The organism is Bacillus methanolicus PB1 (genome assembly GCF_000262755.1).
Taxonomy (GTDB): domain Bacteria; phylum Bacillota; class Bacilli; order Bacillales; family Cytobacillaceae; genus Bacillus_Z; species Bacillus_Z methanolicus.
Map to the genome: position 1 here is coordinate 881835 of NZ_AFEU01000003.1, position 15152 is coordinate 896986.

14 protein-coding genes and 1 pseudogene are annotated in these 15152 nt (G+C 38.9%); 3 read left to right on the top strand and 12 right to left on the bottom strand.

All coding sequences use genetic code 11. From position 1 onward, the window contains the following. The 3 genes from PB1_RS14075 to PB1_RS14085 form a co-directional block, all read right to left on the bottom strand. A complete protein-coding gene (locus PB1_RS14075) occupies nucleotides 1-852 on the bottom strand; it encodes a metal ABC transporter permease (RefSeq protein ID WP_004437925.1) in 852 nt (283 codons plus the stop codon). Further along, complete coding sequence (locus PB1_RS14080; RefSeq protein WP_004437927.1) at nucleotides 849-1640, bottom strand: metal ABC transporter ATP-binding protein; 792 nt, start codon at nucleotides 1638-1640, stop codon at nucleotides 849-851. Before PB1_RS14080 ends, PB1_RS14075 begins: the two co-directional genes overlap by 4 nt. 353 nt (nucleotides 1641-1993) lie before the next feature. Further along, complete coding sequence (locus PB1_RS14085) at nucleotides 1994-2875, bottom strand: YitT family protein (protein ID WP_004437929.1); 882 nt, start codon at nucleotides 2873-2875, stop codon at nucleotides 1994-1996. Between the two features lie 153 nt (nucleotides 2876-3028). On the opposite strand from PB1_RS14085, the gene PB1_RS14090 reads away from it, so the two are divergent. Next, a complete protein-coding gene (locus PB1_RS14090) occupies nucleotides 3029-3283 on the top strand; it encodes a DUF2624 domain-containing protein (RefSeq protein WP_004437931.1) in 255 nt (84 codons plus the stop codon). Nucleotides 3284-3367: 84 nt separating this feature from the next. Here PB1_RS14090 and PB1_RS14095 read toward each other — a convergent pair. Both PB1_RS14095 and PB1_RS14100 read right to left on the bottom strand, forming a co-directional pair. Then, nucleotides 3368-4262, bottom strand: a pseudogene (locus PB1_RS14095) (deoxyribonuclease IV). A 14-nt stretch (nucleotides 4263-4276) separates the two neighbouring features. Next, entirely contained in the window at nucleotides 4277-5593 is a 1317-nt protein-coding gene (locus PB1_RS14100; RefSeq protein ID WP_004437936.1) for a DEAD/DEAH box helicase, read from the bottom strand. 208 nt (nucleotides 5594-5801) lie between these two features. Here PB1_RS14100 and vrrA point away from each other — a divergent pair, with 208 nt between their 5' ends. Continuing rightward, complete coding sequence (gene vrrA / locus PB1_RS14105) at nucleotides 5802-6383, top strand: VrrA/YqfQ family protein (protein ID WP_004437939.1); 582 nt, start codon at nucleotides 5802-5804, stop codon at nucleotides 6381-6383. Nucleotides 6384-6514: 131 nt separating this feature from the next. Further along, on the top strand, nucleotides 6515-7468 hold the full coding sequence (locus PB1_RS14110) for a 4-hydroxy-3-methylbut-2-enyl diphosphate reductase (protein ID WP_004437942.1): 954 nt from the start codon (nucleotides 6515-6517) through the stop codon (nucleotides 7466-7468). A gap of 92 nt (nucleotides 7469-7560) precedes the next feature. Here the strand turns inward: PB1_RS14110 and PB1_RS14115 are convergent, their stop codons facing one another. The 7 genes from PB1_RS14115 to dnaG form a co-directional block, all read right to left on the bottom strand. Further along, entirely contained in the window at nucleotides 7561-8676 is a 1116-nt protein-coding gene (locus PB1_RS14115; RefSeq protein ID WP_004437944.1) for a Nif3-like dinuclear metal center hexameric protein, read from the bottom strand. Then, nucleotides 8676-9383: a tRNA (adenine(22)-N(1))-methyltransferase gene (locus PB1_RS14120; RefSeq protein WP_004437947.1), complete on the bottom strand. Its 708-nt coding sequence runs from the start codon at nucleotides 9381-9383 to the stop codon at nucleotides 8676-8678. Before PB1_RS14120 ends, PB1_RS14115 begins: the two co-directional genes overlap by 1 nt. A gap of 132 nt (nucleotides 9384-9515) precedes the next feature. Continuing rightward, nucleotides 9516-9884 carry a cytochrome c550 gene (cccA, locus tag PB1_RS14125; protein ID WP_004437951.1) on the bottom strand — a complete coding sequence of 123 codons (369 nt, stop codon included), beginning with the start codon at nucleotides 9882-9884 and terminating at the stop codon, nucleotides 9516-9518. A 417-nt stretch (nucleotides 9885-10301) separates the two neighbouring features. After that, nucleotides 10302-11441, bottom strand: coding sequence for an acyl-CoA dehydrogenase family protein (locus PB1_RS14130; protein ID WP_004437954.1), 1140 nt, complete (start codon nucleotides 11439-11441; stop codon nucleotides 10302-10304). 96 nt (nucleotides 11442-11537) lie between these two features. Next, entirely contained in the window at nucleotides 11538-12068 is a 531-nt protein-coding gene (locus PB1_RS14135) for a hypothetical protein (RefSeq protein ID WP_004437957.1), read from the bottom strand. A 90-nt stretch (nucleotides 12069-12158) separates the two neighbouring features. Continuing rightward, entirely contained in the window at nucleotides 12159-13286 is a 1128-nt protein-coding gene (gene rpoD, locus PB1_RS14140; RefSeq protein WP_004437959.1) for an RNA polymerase sigma factor RpoD, read from the bottom strand. 40 nt (nucleotides 13287-13326) lie between these two features. Next, nucleotides 13327-15129 carry a DNA primase gene (dnaG, locus tag PB1_RS14145; RefSeq protein WP_004437963.1) on the bottom strand — a complete coding sequence of 601 codons (1803 nt, stop codon included), beginning with the start codon at nucleotides 15127-15129 and terminating at the stop codon, nucleotides 13327-13329. Between the last annotated feature and the right edge of the window lie 23 nt (nucleotides 15130-15152).

Consider the following 15152-nt stretch of genomic DNA (forward strand, 5'->3'; position numbering starts at 1 on the left):
TCACCTCGTTAAAACAGGTCGAACAACGGCAAATTTTTTTATTAAGATCGATATAATCAATATTAATACGGCAATTATTACAATTGTTCCTCCCGGAGCAAGATCAAGATAATATGAAATTGTTAAACCGCCAAGAACCGAAATTTCTCCAAAAAGTACGGAATACAGTATCGCCTGCTTAAATCCTTTTGCAATCCGTATGCTCGCAGCGACCGGCAATGTCATTAAAGAGGAAACTAAAAGGATGCCGACAATTCTCATGGAAACCGCTATAACAAGTGCAACCATGATGATGAAAATAAAATGGACGCTTTTTGCTGCTATTCCTGATGCTTTTGCGTATTCTTCATCAAACGAAAGCAAGAATAACTCTTTATAAAGGAGAATGATGGCAGACAATACAATAATACTAATGGCTCCAATAATCCAAAGATCCGTCTTGCTTACGGCGCTTACACTTCCGAATAAATAGCTGAAAAGGTCGGTATTAAAACCATCAGCAAGGGAAATAAATATGACTCCCAGCCCGATTCCTCCCGACAAAATAATCGGAATTGCAAGTTCCTGGTAGTGTTTATAAACAGACCTCAGTTTCTCAATAATTAAAGAGCCGGCTACAGAAAAGCCCATTCCAATGTACAAAGGGTTTAAGCCGTTAAAAATATTGAACTTCTTCTCAAGGAATAAACTGGCTGCAATTCCGGCCAGTGTCACATGGCTTAATGCATCAGCTATTAAAGACAAGCGCCTGACAACGATAAACACTCCTAAAAGCGGTGCGATTACACCAATAATCATGCCCGTAAAAAAGGCATTTTGCAAAAAATCATATTTTAGAATTCCTGAGATCATTGTATTGCTCCCCCGTAAAGATGTTGTTCATGATTATGGGTCAAAACATGAACGTCATGGCCGTAAAAGTCGGAAAAGTCATTCAGACTCAACTGTTCAAATTCACTTGTTTTGCCATGAAAATGGAGATGCTTGTTTAAACAGGCGACGTGCGTTACTTTATCAGAAATAGTACCGATATCATGGGTGACAAGAAGAAGTGTAATGCCCTTTTTTTTGTTTAATTCATCCAACATCTCATAAAACGAATAAACATTTTGAGAATCTACCCCGACAGTCGGTTCATCCAGAATAAGAAGCTCCGGTTCACTTACAAGTGCTCTAGCGATAAAAACACGCTGTTGCTGCCCGCCTGACAGTTCTCCTATGTTTTTCTTAATAAATGATTCCATTCCGACAGACTGCAGTGCGTGAATCACCTGATTATGATATTGTTTGTTCAAAAATTTAAACATGCCGATCTTCTTTGTCAGTCCGCTTGCCGCAACTTCAAACACGGTTGCAGGAAAACCGGTGTTGAATGAATTAGCCTTTTGAGAGACAAATCCGATTTTCTGCCAGTCTTTAAATCGGCTTATATCCTGCCCAAAAATCGTGATTTCACCTTGCTGCAGCTTCAAAAGTCCAAGAAGGAGCTTTAAAAGCGTTGATTTTCCTGATCCGTTCGGACCGACAATCCCGAGAAATGATCCTTTCGGGATTGAAAGATTTATATTTTCGAGAACATTTACCTTTTCATAACGATAGGAAAGATTTTTTATCTTCACAATTGGTTCAAGAGTTTCCATCAGGACCACCTTCAAATTAAGAATCATTCCGATTTAACAAAATGAAGTATACATGATTATTGACTAATTGTAAACAAACAAGAATTTACCAATCAAAAAGGGGCTGTCTCATAAGAGTCTGACCCCATGTGCATTATCAATTATATAGCATATTTATCCAACATTATGTCCTAAATATTGTGTTTTAGGGTCTGATCCTTAGGCTTTTTATACGAAAATGTCCGGTAAAAAACAAAAAAAGCAACGACCTTTGACCCGCTAATTTCATAATAAATTGCAAGTCAAAGGTCGAAAACATTTTCATTCATCGCGGTGGCTGATATGCCATGGAGGTTTGAGACAGCCCCGAATTGTTAATGAATAGCTGATTTAAATCTCGCACCTTTTGTTTCATGAGTATCCATGATTGTTAAAAAAGCGTTTGGGTCTATATCATCAACAATCGATTTCAATTTAGTCACTTCAAGGCGAGTAACGACAGCATAAATCACGTCTTTTTCGTTATCAGTAAAACCGCCCTTTCCTTTAAGCTTTGTCGTCCCCCTTCCTAAACGGTTAAGAATCGCCTCAGATACTTCCTCATAGTAATCGGAAACAATAATGACAGCTTTTGTTTCATCCAAACCTTGAATAACCGTGTCAATCGTTTTAAATGCAATATAGTAGGCCATTACGGAATACATTGCTTCTTCGATACCGAAAACAAATGATGCCCATCCAAAGATAAAGATATTAATCAACATGATAAATTCACCAACTGAAAAAGGGAGATTTTTCGTCAGTAATATTCCCAAAATCTCTGTTCCGTCTAAAGAACCGCCATGCCTGATCACAAGCCCTACCCCTACACCGAGTATTAAGCCGCCAAAAACGGCAGCCAAAATTGCCTGATCTGTAAATGGCTCAATGTGGTGAAGGAGCGATTCAACTACTGCTAAGCAAATGATTCCGAATAAAGATGAAACCATAAATGTTTTCCCTATTTGCTTATAACCATAATACATAAAAGGGAGGTTAAGAATGACCACTATTGTTCCAAAGTTAAGGAAGGGGACACGTTCCGATAACAGGGAATTGAGGATCAATGAAACACCGATGATTCCTCCATCAATAATGTTATTCGGGATTAAAAACAGTTCAATGGAAGTTGCAGCTAGCGAAGCACCGATAACGATCCATACGAAACGATAAAACAGATGAATAAACGTTTCCTTCTTATGTTTTTTCTTGATCATATTCTTCTCCTTTTCATTTAAAATAGATGCGGCTCTTTATCTACATATTAGAGGAAGCTTAATATGATTTTTTCGAATGTACATATACAAAAACTAATTGAAAGGCACGATTCCGTAAACACCTTCATAAGTTACTATGAAGGAGTGATATATATGAAAATTTTTGAAAATATAATTAATCACAAAATTAACACTATAACAACTGATGAATTACTTAAGTATGCTAAACAATTTCATATTAAGATCACGAGGCAGCAGGCTCATGACATTGCAAACTACTTACACGGAAGCAATATAAATATCTTTGATCATTCCGGGCGGAAAACAGTCATTAAGGAAATTGCCAAAATTGCCGGTCCTGAAACCGCGAAAGAACTGAACAAACTCTTTGTTCAATTTACAAAATAGGAAGGCAAGGGGCTGACTCCCTCCAACAATGACTATATATTGTATGGTCTTAATTTGTGTTGGAGGGGTTGGCCCTGCTTCAAGTTACCCTTGCATGATAAGATCGAGAAGATTTTCATCAAAAACTTGTTTGCGGAGCATTTCAATTTCATGCTTGTAAGGAGGTTTTTTATTATTTTTATCTTCTCCGACATAAGGAGTTTCGAGAATTTTTTGGTATGTCCTTCAGTTGAGGGTGATGAACGATGTAATTTAATGCTTTAAATCCAATATGTCCAAATCCAATATTTTCATGGCGGTCTTTTCTCATTCCCTTTTCATTCTTGCTGTCATTAATATGCAAAACCTTTAAACGGTCCAGCCCGATAATTTTATCAAACTCTTCTAAAACTCCGTCGAAATCATCGACTATATTATAGCCGGCATCATGCGTATGGCAAGTATCAAAGCAAACAGACAGTTTATCGCTGTAAGTGACGCCGTCAATTATCATCGCCAGTTCCTCAAACGATTTCCCGCATTCCGAGCCTTTGCCTGCCATTGTTTCAAGAGCAATTTGGACATTTTCTTTTCCGGTCAACACTTCATTTAAACCTTCAACGATTTTTTTAATTCCAACTTCGGTTCCTTTTCCAACGTGCGCACCTGGATGGAGAACAATTTGTTTTGCGCCGATCGCTTCTGTTCTTTCAATTTCAGAACGCAAAAACGTTACGCCGAGCTCAAATGTATCACGATTAACTGCGTTTCCAATATTAATGATATATGGAGCATGAACGATAATTTCCTCGATCCCGTTCTCTTCCATATGCTTTCTTCCAGCCTCAATATTTAAGTCTTCAATTTTTTTTCTTCTCGTATTTTGCGGTGCACCTGTATAAATCATAAATGTATTGGCACCGTATGAAACTGCCTCTTCACTTGCAGCGAGAAGCATCTTTTTTCCGCTCATTGAGACATGTGATCCTATTTTTAACATCCTTTTTCTCCTCTTTATTTATTTTTTCTTTGAAGTTTTCTCTGGCGCTTCTTTATTTTTTCTATTTCTGCTAGTATTTTCTTTTTATAGCCGGGCTTCACTTTTTTCGGCTTTCGGACAAGCAATTTTGCCTTAAGTTCTGCTGCATCTTCCTGCTTTTGACGGTTCTTTCGTTTATTCCGGTCCCCAATTTCAATAAGTTCGCCTCTTTGAATATCAACATTTTTAAAAGTAATCCCCATTTTTTCAAGCCGGTTCAACGCATCTTCATCGGATGGATCATAAACGGTTAGAGCGGTTCCGGAATAGCCTGCTCTTGCAGTACGGCCAACCCTGTGTATATAAAAATCCAAATCTTGTGGCAATTCAAGATTAATGACATGGCTTACTCCCTCAATATCAATTCCTCTTGCCGCAAGGTCTGTCGCTACAATGTATTGAAATTCAAGGTCTCTAATTTGCTTCATTACCTTTTTTCGTTCCCTTGGAGATAAGTCTCCATGAATCCGTCCGACCTTTAACCCTCTTTCAATTAATGCATCCGCTGCTTCATCTGCCATTTTTTTTGTATTGGCAAAAACGATCGCCAAGTAAGGATTAAATAACTTTAATGCTTCATATACAATACCAATTTTCGGCCTGTGCCTGGACGGAATGAGGTAATGGTCAATTTTTCCCGCAGCAATTTGTTTTGGTTCAATATGAATAATTTTCGGATTTTCCATATATTTTTTTATGAAAGGTTTCAATCTCTCGGGAATGGTGGCAGAAAAAACAAGCATCTGCAATTCTTTTGGCATTCTCGCAGCAACTTTATCAACATCTTCAATGAATCCCATATCAAGCATCAGATCTGCTTCATCAATGACAAGGACTGTAGCAGTATGGACAAATAAAGCCTGCTCATTTACAAGGTCATTGATTCTTCCGGGTGTCCCGACAACAATATGAGGCTGATTTTTTAGTCTTTCAATTGTCCGCTGCTTGTCCGTCCCTCCAATAAAACATTTTGCTGATATTCTTTCATTCTCATCGCAATATTCAGTTATTTTTAAAATTTCATGGTAGATTTGGTTTGCCAGTTCACGAGTAGGAGCTGTAATAACAGCTTGGACTTCTTTTTTCTCCGGATCAATTTTTTCGAGAATCGGCAAAATATAAGAATGGGTTTTTCCCGTTCCTGTTTGTGATTGCCCGACTGCGCTTTCCCCTTTTAACACTACAGGAATAAGGCGCTCCTGAATTTCCGTAGGTTCATAAAATCCAAGGTCGTTTACAGCATCTATAATAAACGGTTTAAACTGAAAACGATCGAATTTCGTTTCTTTCATTTTGTGTACTCCTTTGTTGTTTCATTACATCCTTTAATTATAATAAAGATTCTTGCAAATCTCCACTGAGGCTGTTTTTTAATTATTTTCATAATTTCTTCGCATCAATGATTTTTCTTTGCTTCTCGTTAATCCGCATCTGCTTAAACCAAAACTGAACATGAGCATATGTTAACAAAGAAAGACATTTAGAAGGGAGGCTGATTTTATGCCACCAAGACCTAGAGGACCTTTTTCGATGGGAATAGGACCTCGCCACTTTCATTCTTCTCCTGTTTCACCCTTTGGTCCAATGCGCGGAAGAGCCCGGCAAATAAAAAGAGGAGGGCTTCTGGAAAAATTATTTGGACGCGGAAACCGCAACGGCCCGTTTCAAGGTTTACAATCAGGGGGATTTCCAGGTATGAATCCTGCTTCAAGATCTTCGAGCGCTGGCGGGGGATCCTTGTTAAAAACATTGACCAATCCCCAAGCCATAAACGGATTTTTGAATAACACGCAACAAGTACTAAAAGCCGCCCAGTCTATTGGACCGATGATTCAGCAATACGGACCTATAGCCAGAAATTTGCCGGCAATGTGGAAGCTTTATAAAGGTTTAAAGAATGCAACATCTGAAACAGATACATCCGAACATAAAAATGCCGATCCAAATGAGAACTTGGAAAAAAGTACGGATAATAAATCAGAAAAAGGTGTAAAAAATAAAAAAACAGCTTTGAAAATGAAAACAGTTTCTTCAGCTAATGCACAACGCAAAAAAGAATCTGTTCCGAAACTTTATATTTAATGAACAAAATGCTGCCACCGGTTTCTTTTTTTATTCTCATCGCTCTTTGCACTGATGTTTTTGTAATATCTCCCCAACTCTTATATAATAAAACTAAGGAACTTATTTTGTCCTTTTAGGGGAGGAAAAAAATGAATGTGATAAAAATATCACCGCGCGGATATTGCTATGGTGTAGTAGATGCAATGGTTATCGCACGAAATGCGGCATTGGATAAATCGTTGCCAAGACCGATATATATATTAGGAATGATTGTCCATAATAAGCATGTTACCGATGCTTTTGAAGAAGAAGGCATCATCACACTCGACGGAAATAACAGAAAAGAGATAATCGAAAAGGTGGATAAAGGAACCGTTATTTTTACTGCACATGGAATTTCTCCCGAAGTCCGCGAAATTGCAGCAAAAAAAGGGCTGGTTACAATTGATGCGACTTGTCCCGATGTAACAAAGACTCACGATTTAATACGGCAGAAATCGGCTGAAGGTTATCAAATTATTTATATCGGCAAAAAAGGGCATCCCGAACCAGAAGGTGCTGTCGGAGTTGCACCCGAAAATGTACACCTTGTCGAATCGATTAAAGATGTTGAAAACTTAACAATATCAACCGAAAAAATTATTGTTACTAACCAGACGACGATGAGCCAGTGGGATGTAGCAGACATTATGGAAAAAGTGAAAGAAAAATATCCGCATGTCGAAATGCACAAGGAAATTTGTCTTGCTACCCAAGTAAGACAAGAAGCAGTTGCCGAGCAGGCTAAAGACGCAGATGTCCTTATTGTCGTAGGCGATCCAAAGAGCAACAATTCGAACCGTCTGGCGCAGGTTTCAGAAGAAATTGCCGGCACGAAAGCTTATCGGATTGCTGATATTACAGAATTGGATATTGAATGGATCCGAAATGCTTCAACCGTTGCCGTTACAGCTGGTGCTTCCACTCCTACACCAATAACTAAAGAAGTCATTGCGTTTTTAGAACAATTTGATCAGGAAGATCCATCTACTTGGAAAAGAGAAAAGAAAGTTCCTCTTCATAAAATATTGCCAAAAGTAAAAAAGGCTGAGGCGAAAAACTAAAAGGCTAAGGGTCAGACCCCTCCAACAATGTAAAGACAATCATTAATAAACCTTTCTATATATTGTCATTGTTGGAATGTGTCAGACCCTTTTTAAATAAATTGAAAAGGATCAGTATGAACCATCGAAGGTAAAATAGAAACTTTCCAGCCGTTTTGTTCGCACATTTTAGCGAGTATATTCGCAACGCCTTTTTTCATCACTTTTTCAACATTATGGCCAGGGTCAACGATGTTTACCCCCATCATCATGGCATCATGGGCGGTGTGATAGTACATATCACCGGTTACATAGACGTCGGCTCCCTTAAATATAGTGTGGGATAAATATTTGTTCCCGTCACCGCCAACGACGGCGACCTTTCTGATTTTCGCGTTCAAATTCCCGACAACCCGGACCGTTTCAACTTCCAGAGCATTTTTGATGTGTTCAGCAAATTCCTTTAACGTCATTTCTTCGATATGCCCGATTTTCCCTAGTCCCAAAATTTCTCCTTTATTTTCTAAAGGATAAATATCATATGCAACTTCCTCGTAAGGATGGGCTTTTATCATTGCATTCAATAGTTTCTTCTCAATGTTTTCTGGATAAACGGTCTCGATTCTGACTTCATTCACCGCTTCAAGTTTTCCTTGCTGCCCAATATGGGGATTTGTGTTTTCTCCCGGCAAAAATCTCCCTGTTCCGCTTGCGGAAAATGAGCAATAGCTGTAATTTCCAATTGCTCCTGCTCCGGCTCTGCCCAGCGCATCTCTAAGCTCGTCTGCATTTTCTTCCGGAACGAAAACCACTAGTTTTTTCAGTTTTGTTTCAAAAGTCGGATGTAGAATTTCTGTATTTTGGAGGCCGATTGCTTCGGCCAGCATATCATTGACCCCGCCTTTTGCAATATCAAGGTTCGTATGGGCTGCATATACGGCAATATCGTGTTTAATTAATTTTTCAATTAACCTGCCCTGATATGTTTCCCCGGTTATTTTTTGAAGCGGCCAGTAAATTAATGGATGATGGGCAATAATGAGCTGAACATTATTTTGAATCGCTTCGTCAACAACTTCATCAAGTACATCAAGAGCGATTAAGACATTTTCAACAGGCTTATTTAAATTGCCGATTTGTAAGCCCACTTTGTCTCCTTCCATTGCATAGCTTTTTGGAGCAAACTGTTCAAACAATTCAATGATTTGATAACCGTTTACTTTTTTCATTATTTTAAGGCCTCCTCAACTAAACTGATCTTATTTAGAAGATCCTCTTTTTTTTGTAAAATTTCCGGCTTGCCGGCCGCTTGTTCTAGCTGATGTAAAATACGTTCCCACTTGGCTTTTTCGATCGTCCATTTTTTCCTGAATGATTCGTTTTGCTTTGTTTGCAACAATGGCCCGAGCAGCAATCCGCTTTCTAAATTCTCTTCATAACTAGTATATGGGTCGCCTTTTTCTGCTACCAAAACCTCATAAATTTTCTCGTCCTCTTCAAGGATTTCTTCAGAAATCAGCATCCAGCCATTTTCAAGAAACCATTTGCGTATGGAGATAGCTCCTATATTCGGCTGAAGAATCAGTCTTTTAACATCGGACAGTTTTTCTTTGCCTCTTTCCAAAATGTCAGCAATAAGTGTTCCTCCCATCCCGGCGATCGTGACACAATCCACTTCACCAGGTTCGACCACTTCCAGTCCATCACCTTTGCGAACAGAAATATTTTTCGTCAATCCTTCTATCTGTACTTGCTTTAATGCTGACCGATAAGGGCCTTCCGCGACTTCCCCTGCAATCGCAAACGTTGCGATCCCCTTTTTCACTGCATGGCAAGGAAGGTAGGCATGGTCAGAGCCGATATCCGCAATTCTTGACCCTATAGGGATAAAACGAACAACGGTTTGTAATCGTTTTGAAAGATGATCTGAATTCATTATTTCACCACTTTAACATCGTTCAGTCCTTTAACACTTTTTTCACATAAAACGTCTATCTTCCTTTTTCTTTTCATAAGTATAGAAAAAGTCCTTTACATTTGCAAAGGACTTCTCATAACAAACATATTATTATTTTAATCCTGCAAGCCATTCGGCCATTTCAGCTGCTTTCTCTTGAGGCACCAGCCCCGGAGGCATAGAACCTTTTCCATTTACAACAATATTAGCAATTTCTTCTTTTGAACGTCTTTCTCCTACACCTTTAAGTGCTGGTCCTACCCCGCCTTGATACTGGTCACCGTGGCAGCCGACACAGCTTTTCTTATAAATATCTTCCGGTTTTGCATCTGCAACTTCCTCTGTTTTTTCCTTATCTCCGCCCTCAGCTTCTTTCGCGATTTCCTTAGCATCACCAAGGCCTTTAAAAGATAGCAGGAACATGAGACCGATACCGAAAACCATGATCAAAACAAACGGTATGATCGGATTTCGATTCATGATTTAACCTCCCTTATGTAAGAACATTTACGAATATAAATATAAAATACAAACAATTTATATTGTACATTAAGAATCTTTCGAGGAAAAGCCCTAATGTGAACTTTGTCATAGTATGTTCAGAAAATATACAAAGGGGCTGTCTCAAACCTCCATGGCATATCAGCCACCGCGATGAATGAAAATGTTTTCGACCTTTGACTTGCAATTTATTATGAAATTAGCGGGTCAAAGGTCGTTGCTTTTTTTGCTTTTTACCGGACATTTTCGTATAAAAAGCCTAAGGGTCAGACCCCATAACACAATATATAGGACATAATGTTAGATAAATATGCTATATATTGATAATGCACATGGGATCAGACCCTTATGAGACAGCCCCTATCATAAAAAACTTTAATGGATCGTGGATCACCATTAACAGCCAATCAGACGTGCAATAACCATCCGCTGTACTTCAGAAGTTCCTTCTCCGATTTCAGTCAACTTTGCGTCTCTCATGTATCTCTCTACATGGTAATCTTTCATGTATCCATAGCCGCCGTGGATCTGAACGGCTTGGTCTGTTACTTCCATGCTGATTTCCGATGCATATAATTTACACATTGAGGCTTCCTTCGAAAACGGCCTTCCCTGATCCTTGAGCCATGCAGCCTTATAAACCATATTTCGTGCCAGTTCTATCTTCATCGCCATATCTGCAAGTTTAAATTGTATTGCCTGGAATTGAGAAATCGATTTTCCGAATTGTTTTCGTTCTTTGGCGTATTGCAATGCTTTTTCATACGCCGCCCGGGCGATCCCTACGGCCATTGCCCCGATGCCAATGCGTCCTCCATCTAATGTCACTAAAAACTGTTTAAATCCTTCCCCTCTTTTTCCAAGCATATGCTCAATCGGAACGCGCACGTCTTCGAGGACAAGTTCCGTTGTGTTCGATGCATTCAGGCCCATCTTTTCATAATTATTAATGACAGTAAAACCATTGGAATTCGTTGGAACAATGATTGCACTAATTTCTTTTTTTCCGTCTTTTTCGCCTGTTACAGCTGTCAATGCTAAATGTTTTGCATAGCTGGCATTTGTAATAAAACATTTGTTCCCATTTATCACAAATTCACCGTTCTCTTCGACTGCAGTTGTTCTCGTACCTCCTGCGTCCGATCCGGCACTTGGTTCAGTTAGTCCAAATGCACCGAACGTTTCTCCTGTACAGATCGGTACAAGAAATTTCTGTTTTTGCTCTTCTGTTCCAAAAAGGTGTAATGGTGCACCTCCAAGAGAAATATGGGCAGAATATGTTATTCCCGTCGATGCGCAAGCACGGCTTAACTCTTCTGTTACAATCGCAAAACTGATCGTATCCGCACCGCCGCCTCCGTATTTCTCAGGAAAAGGAAGTCCCATCATTCCCATATCGGCAAGCTTTCTAAAAACTTCCAAAGGAAATTCCTTTTTCCTATCTCTTTCAAGTGCACCAGGAGCTACCTCTTCTTCAGCAAATTCCCTTATTGTACGACGGATCATTTCCTGTTCGGCTGTGAAATCAAAGTTCATCATCATCCCCCGCAAACATATTATTGAAATCGTTTTCATAATATTATAATATAAGGGAGAATAAATTTTCATAACATTTGAAATTTTAAAATTCGTTTATTTTATTAAAATAAGAATTATTAATATGATTAGTCCTAAATAACCTGAAATCGTAAAGTACGGAAGCTTTAGTTTCCAACCGGCTAAAAACCAAATAAAGCAGTTTACGATAACGCCAACAACGAGCGGCAGCTGATTTTCTGGGAATACTCCCGAGATGATTTCAACAGAGGAAAATAACAAAATTAGAGCTGTTGCGATTAAAGGGAATTGATAAGGCATTTTTTTTAGAGAAAAATAATAAATTCCTGCGAGACTAAAAAGAATAAGTATTGCCGCAAAACCCATTTGCAAAATGAAAGACAATTCAGTAAAATATATGACGAATAAAGAAAAAAGAATGGATAGGAAATAAACGACATTGTGAAAACGGATTCTTTTTTTGGAAAGCCTATTTTCTCTTACGTTCGGCCGATTTCCTTCGGTATAAACCGTTAATAAAAAATCACAGTATTGTTCGGGAAGCATTCGATTTTCCTTCCAATATAAGATTTCTTTCACTATGATATTTTTACGGTGTTCATTCATTTCGTTCACACTCACTATGTATCGATTGGTAAATTTTAAAAAAATAGTTTACTTCTATTGTAAGAAGTAAACTATTTCATGACAATCTTTTTATTCAAGGAAATCTTTCAGCCGTTTACTGCGGGAAGGGTGTCTGAGTTTGCGCAGTGCCTTCGCTTCAATTTGGCGAATCCGCTCTCTTGTAACGCCAAATACTTTTCCAACTTCTTCTAAAGTTCGTGTACGTCCATCATCAAGGCCAAAGCGAAGCCGCAAAACGTTTTCTTCCCGGTCTGTTAATGTATCAAGCACATCTTCCAGCTGTTCTTTTAACAATTCATATGCTGCATGATCAGATGGTGATGTCGCATCCTGGTCTTCAATAAAATCGCCGAGGTGTGAATCATCTTCTTCACCGATCGGTGTTTCTAAAGAAACAGGTTCTTGCGCTATTTTTAAGATCTCGCGGACTTTTTCCGGAGTTAGATCCATATCTTCCGCAATCTCTTCCGGTGTTGGTTCGCGGCCAAGATCCTGCAAAAGCTGCCGTTGTACACGAATTAATTTGTTGATCGTTTCAACCATGTGGACAGGAATTCGGATTGTTCTTGCCTGATCAGCAATAGCGCGTGTAATTGCCTGGCGGATCCACCAAGTTGCATAAGTGCTAAATTTATAACCTTTACGATAATCAAATTTTTCAACTGCTTTGATTAAGCCCATGTTTCCTTCTTGAATTAAATCCAAAAAAAGCATTCCGCGGCCAACGTATCGTTTTGCAATACTTACAACAAGGCGTAGGTTTGCTTCAGCAAGGCGACGTTTAGCCTCTTCATCTCCTTGTTCGATTCGTTTGGCCAGTTCGATTTCTTCTTCTGCTGATAAGAGATCAACACGCCCGATTTCCTTTAGGTACATTCGGACAGGGTCGTTAATTTTTACTCCGGGAGGAACACTTAAGTCATTTAAATCAAATTCCTCATCTTCTTCTTTCTCTAAATCCTGCAGGTTTGGATCGGATTCCTCATTATCGCCGACAAGTTCCACCCCTTGATCTCCCAGGAACTCATAAAATTCGTCCATTTGGTCAGAATCAAGTTCAAAATTGGACAATTTTTCGGCAATATCATCATACGTAAGGACACCGGTTTTCTTCCCCTGCTCTGTTAATTGTTCTTTTACTTGTTCTAGGGTCAAATCTGATTCGACCTCTTTTGAACGGGCTGATTTTTCAGCCATATGTCCCCCTCCTTCCAAAATCAAGGCTATCACATCCAATCTATAGCGATTTGCGTAATTGGACAATTTCCATTGCAATTTCTGCTGCTCTGGCAAAATCCTTCTTACGTTCAGCTTCCTTTTCTTCAAGTTCTTTTTCTTTTATCTTTAACATTTTTTGAAAATTCAACACCTGTTTGATATAATCTGTCATTTCCTGATCACTGATTTCATCGTTAAGTGACATCATGGCGATGTCGGTAGCGATCCTTTTTAATTTTTCATCTTTTAAATAGTTAATGAAGGCACTTGAATCAGGCGGATGTCCATCTTCGTAAAATTCAAATAAATAAGTTATGATAGCCTGATGTTCATCAATGTTAAAGGTATTTCCTTGAAGCATCTCCTGAACTTTGTACGCAACATCGCTATTTTTAAGCATGTGTGCTATTAGGCACCTCTCTGCTGCATGATAGGCAGGCCTTAACTGATCTTTTTTAATAGCGGAAATAGAGTGCATTTTTTGCATGTTTCTGCTTTTTCCCTGTTTAATCCGCTTTTCAGTAATAGAAACCTGCTGTTTTAACGCTTCTAAAGAAAGAGAAAATTCGGCTGCCAGCTGCCTCAGATAATAGTCTTTTTCAACCGCTTTATCAAGCATACTGATCTCTTTCAATACTTCTTCGATGTATTGGAGCCGTTCTCCTTCAATTTGAAGGTTTTTCCCTCTTCGGTAGTAAAGAAGCTTAAATGACATGAAGGTCATGCTTGCCCCTATTACATCATTACGAAATTTATCAACGCCGTATGTCTTGATGTAGTCATCAGGGTCCAAACCTTCGGGCATGAGAGCAACTTTTATTTGGCATCCTGCTTCTGATAGCATAGCAGCTGCCCGGTAAGCAGCTTCAATACCAGCATGATCTGAATCAAAACAAATGGTCACTGATTGGACATGACGGCGGATAAGTGCAACGTGATCTTCTGTTAAAGAAGTTCCCATTGTTGCTATGCCGTTTGCAACCCCAGAATGATCCGCAGCAATTACATCAGCAAACCCTTCAAAAAGAACAGCTTGCTGTTGCTTTCGGATACTTCGACGTGCCAAGTGAAAATTATATAATATTTTGCTTTTATTAAAGATTGCTGTCTCGGGACTATTTAAATATTTGGGCTCATCAGCCCCTAATGATCTCCCGGAAAAAGCAATCGTATTTCCATTAGGATCAAATATCGGAAACATGATTCGATCACGAAAGCGGTCAAAATAGCTTCCGTCATGTTCCCGCCTGATGATCAAACCGGCTTTCTCCAATAAAGAAGGTGAAAATCCTCTTTTTGTCAAAAACTTATAGACAAAATCCCAGGAATTTAAAGAATAACCGATTTGAAATTTATCTATAGACTCTCTTGTAAAACCTCTGCTTAACAAGTATTCCAATGCGTGCTGGCCTTCTTTTGTGTTTACAAGCAAATGATGGTAAAATTTTCGTAAGAGCTCATGAGCTTCCATCATTTGTTGAAATTCTTTTGGAATAGATTTTTCTTTGGCAACGTCAGAAGCTTCAATTTGAAGGTCAATATCCGCCCTCTCGGCAAGCTTTATGGCTGATTCCAAGAATGATAATCCTTCCACTTCCATTAAAAAAGAGAACACATTTCCTCCTGCACCGCATCCAAAACAGTGATAAAGTTGTTTGTCAGGAGAAACAGAAAATGAAGGTGTATTCTCACCGTGAAACGGGCATAAGCCAAAATAATTTCGCCCCTGCTTTTTCAATTGAACATAGTCACTAATAACATCAACTATATCAACTGATTGTCTTATGGCATCTATTTTTTCTTCAGCGATTCGCTCTGCCATAATGAGGACAACTCCATTTTACA

What these genes read in the sequence shown, in the direction of transcription:
- PB1_RS14075 (WP_004437925.1), bottom strand. Translation starts at nt 852, where the DNA reads ATGATCTCAGGAATTCTAAAATATGATTTTTTGCAAAATGCCTTTTTT.
- PB1_RS14080 (WP_004437927.1), bottom strand. Translation starts at nt 1,640, where the DNA reads ATGGAAACTCTTGAACCAATTGTGAAGATAAAAAATCTTTCCTATCGT.
- PB1_RS14085 (WP_004437929.1), bottom strand. Translation starts at nt 2,875, where the DNA reads ATGATCAAGAAAAAACATAAGAAGGAAACGTTTATTCATCTGTTTTAT.
- PB1_RS14090 (WP_004437931.1), top strand. Translation starts at nt 3,029, where the DNA reads ATGAAAATTTTTGAAAATATAATTAATCACAAAATTAACACTATAACA.
- PB1_RS14100 (WP_004437936.1), bottom strand. Translation starts at nt 5,593, where the DNA reads ATGAAAGAAACGAAATTCGATCGTTTTCAGTTTAAACCGTTTATTATA.
- vrrA (WP_004437939.1), top strand. Translation starts at nt 5,802, where the DNA reads ATGCCACCAAGACCTAGAGGACCTTTTTCGATGGGAATAGGACCTCGC.
- PB1_RS14110 (WP_004437942.1), top strand. Translation starts at nt 6,515, where the DNA reads ATGAATGTGATAAAAATATCACCGCGCGGATATTGCTATGGTGTAGTA.
- PB1_RS14115 (WP_004437944.1), bottom strand. Translation starts at nt 8,676, where the DNA reads ATGAAAAAAGTAAACGGTTATCAAATCATTGAATTGTTTGAACAGTTT.
- PB1_RS14120 (WP_004437947.1), bottom strand. Translation starts at nt 9,383, where the DNA reads ATGAATTCAGATCATCTTTCAAAACGATTACAAACCGTTGTTCGTTTT.
- cccA (WP_004437951.1), bottom strand. Translation starts at nt 9,884, where the DNA reads ATGAATCGAAATCCGATCATACCGTTTGTTTTGATCATGGTTTTCGGT.
- PB1_RS14130 (WP_004437954.1), bottom strand. Translation starts at nt 11,441, where the DNA reads ATGAACTTTGATTTCACAGCCGAACAGGAAATGATCCGTCGTACAATA.
- PB1_RS14135 (WP_004437957.1), bottom strand. Translation starts at nt 12,068, where the DNA reads ATGAATGAACACCGTAAAAATATCATAGTGAAAGAAATCTTATATTGG.
- rpoD (WP_004437959.1), bottom strand. Translation starts at nt 13,286, where the DNA reads ATGGCTGAAAAATCAGCCCGTTCAAAAGAGGTCGAATCAGATTTGACC.
- dnaG (WP_004437963.1), bottom strand. Translation starts at nt 15,129, where the DNA reads ATGGCAGAGCGAATCGCTGAAGAAAAAATAGATGCCATAAGACAATCA.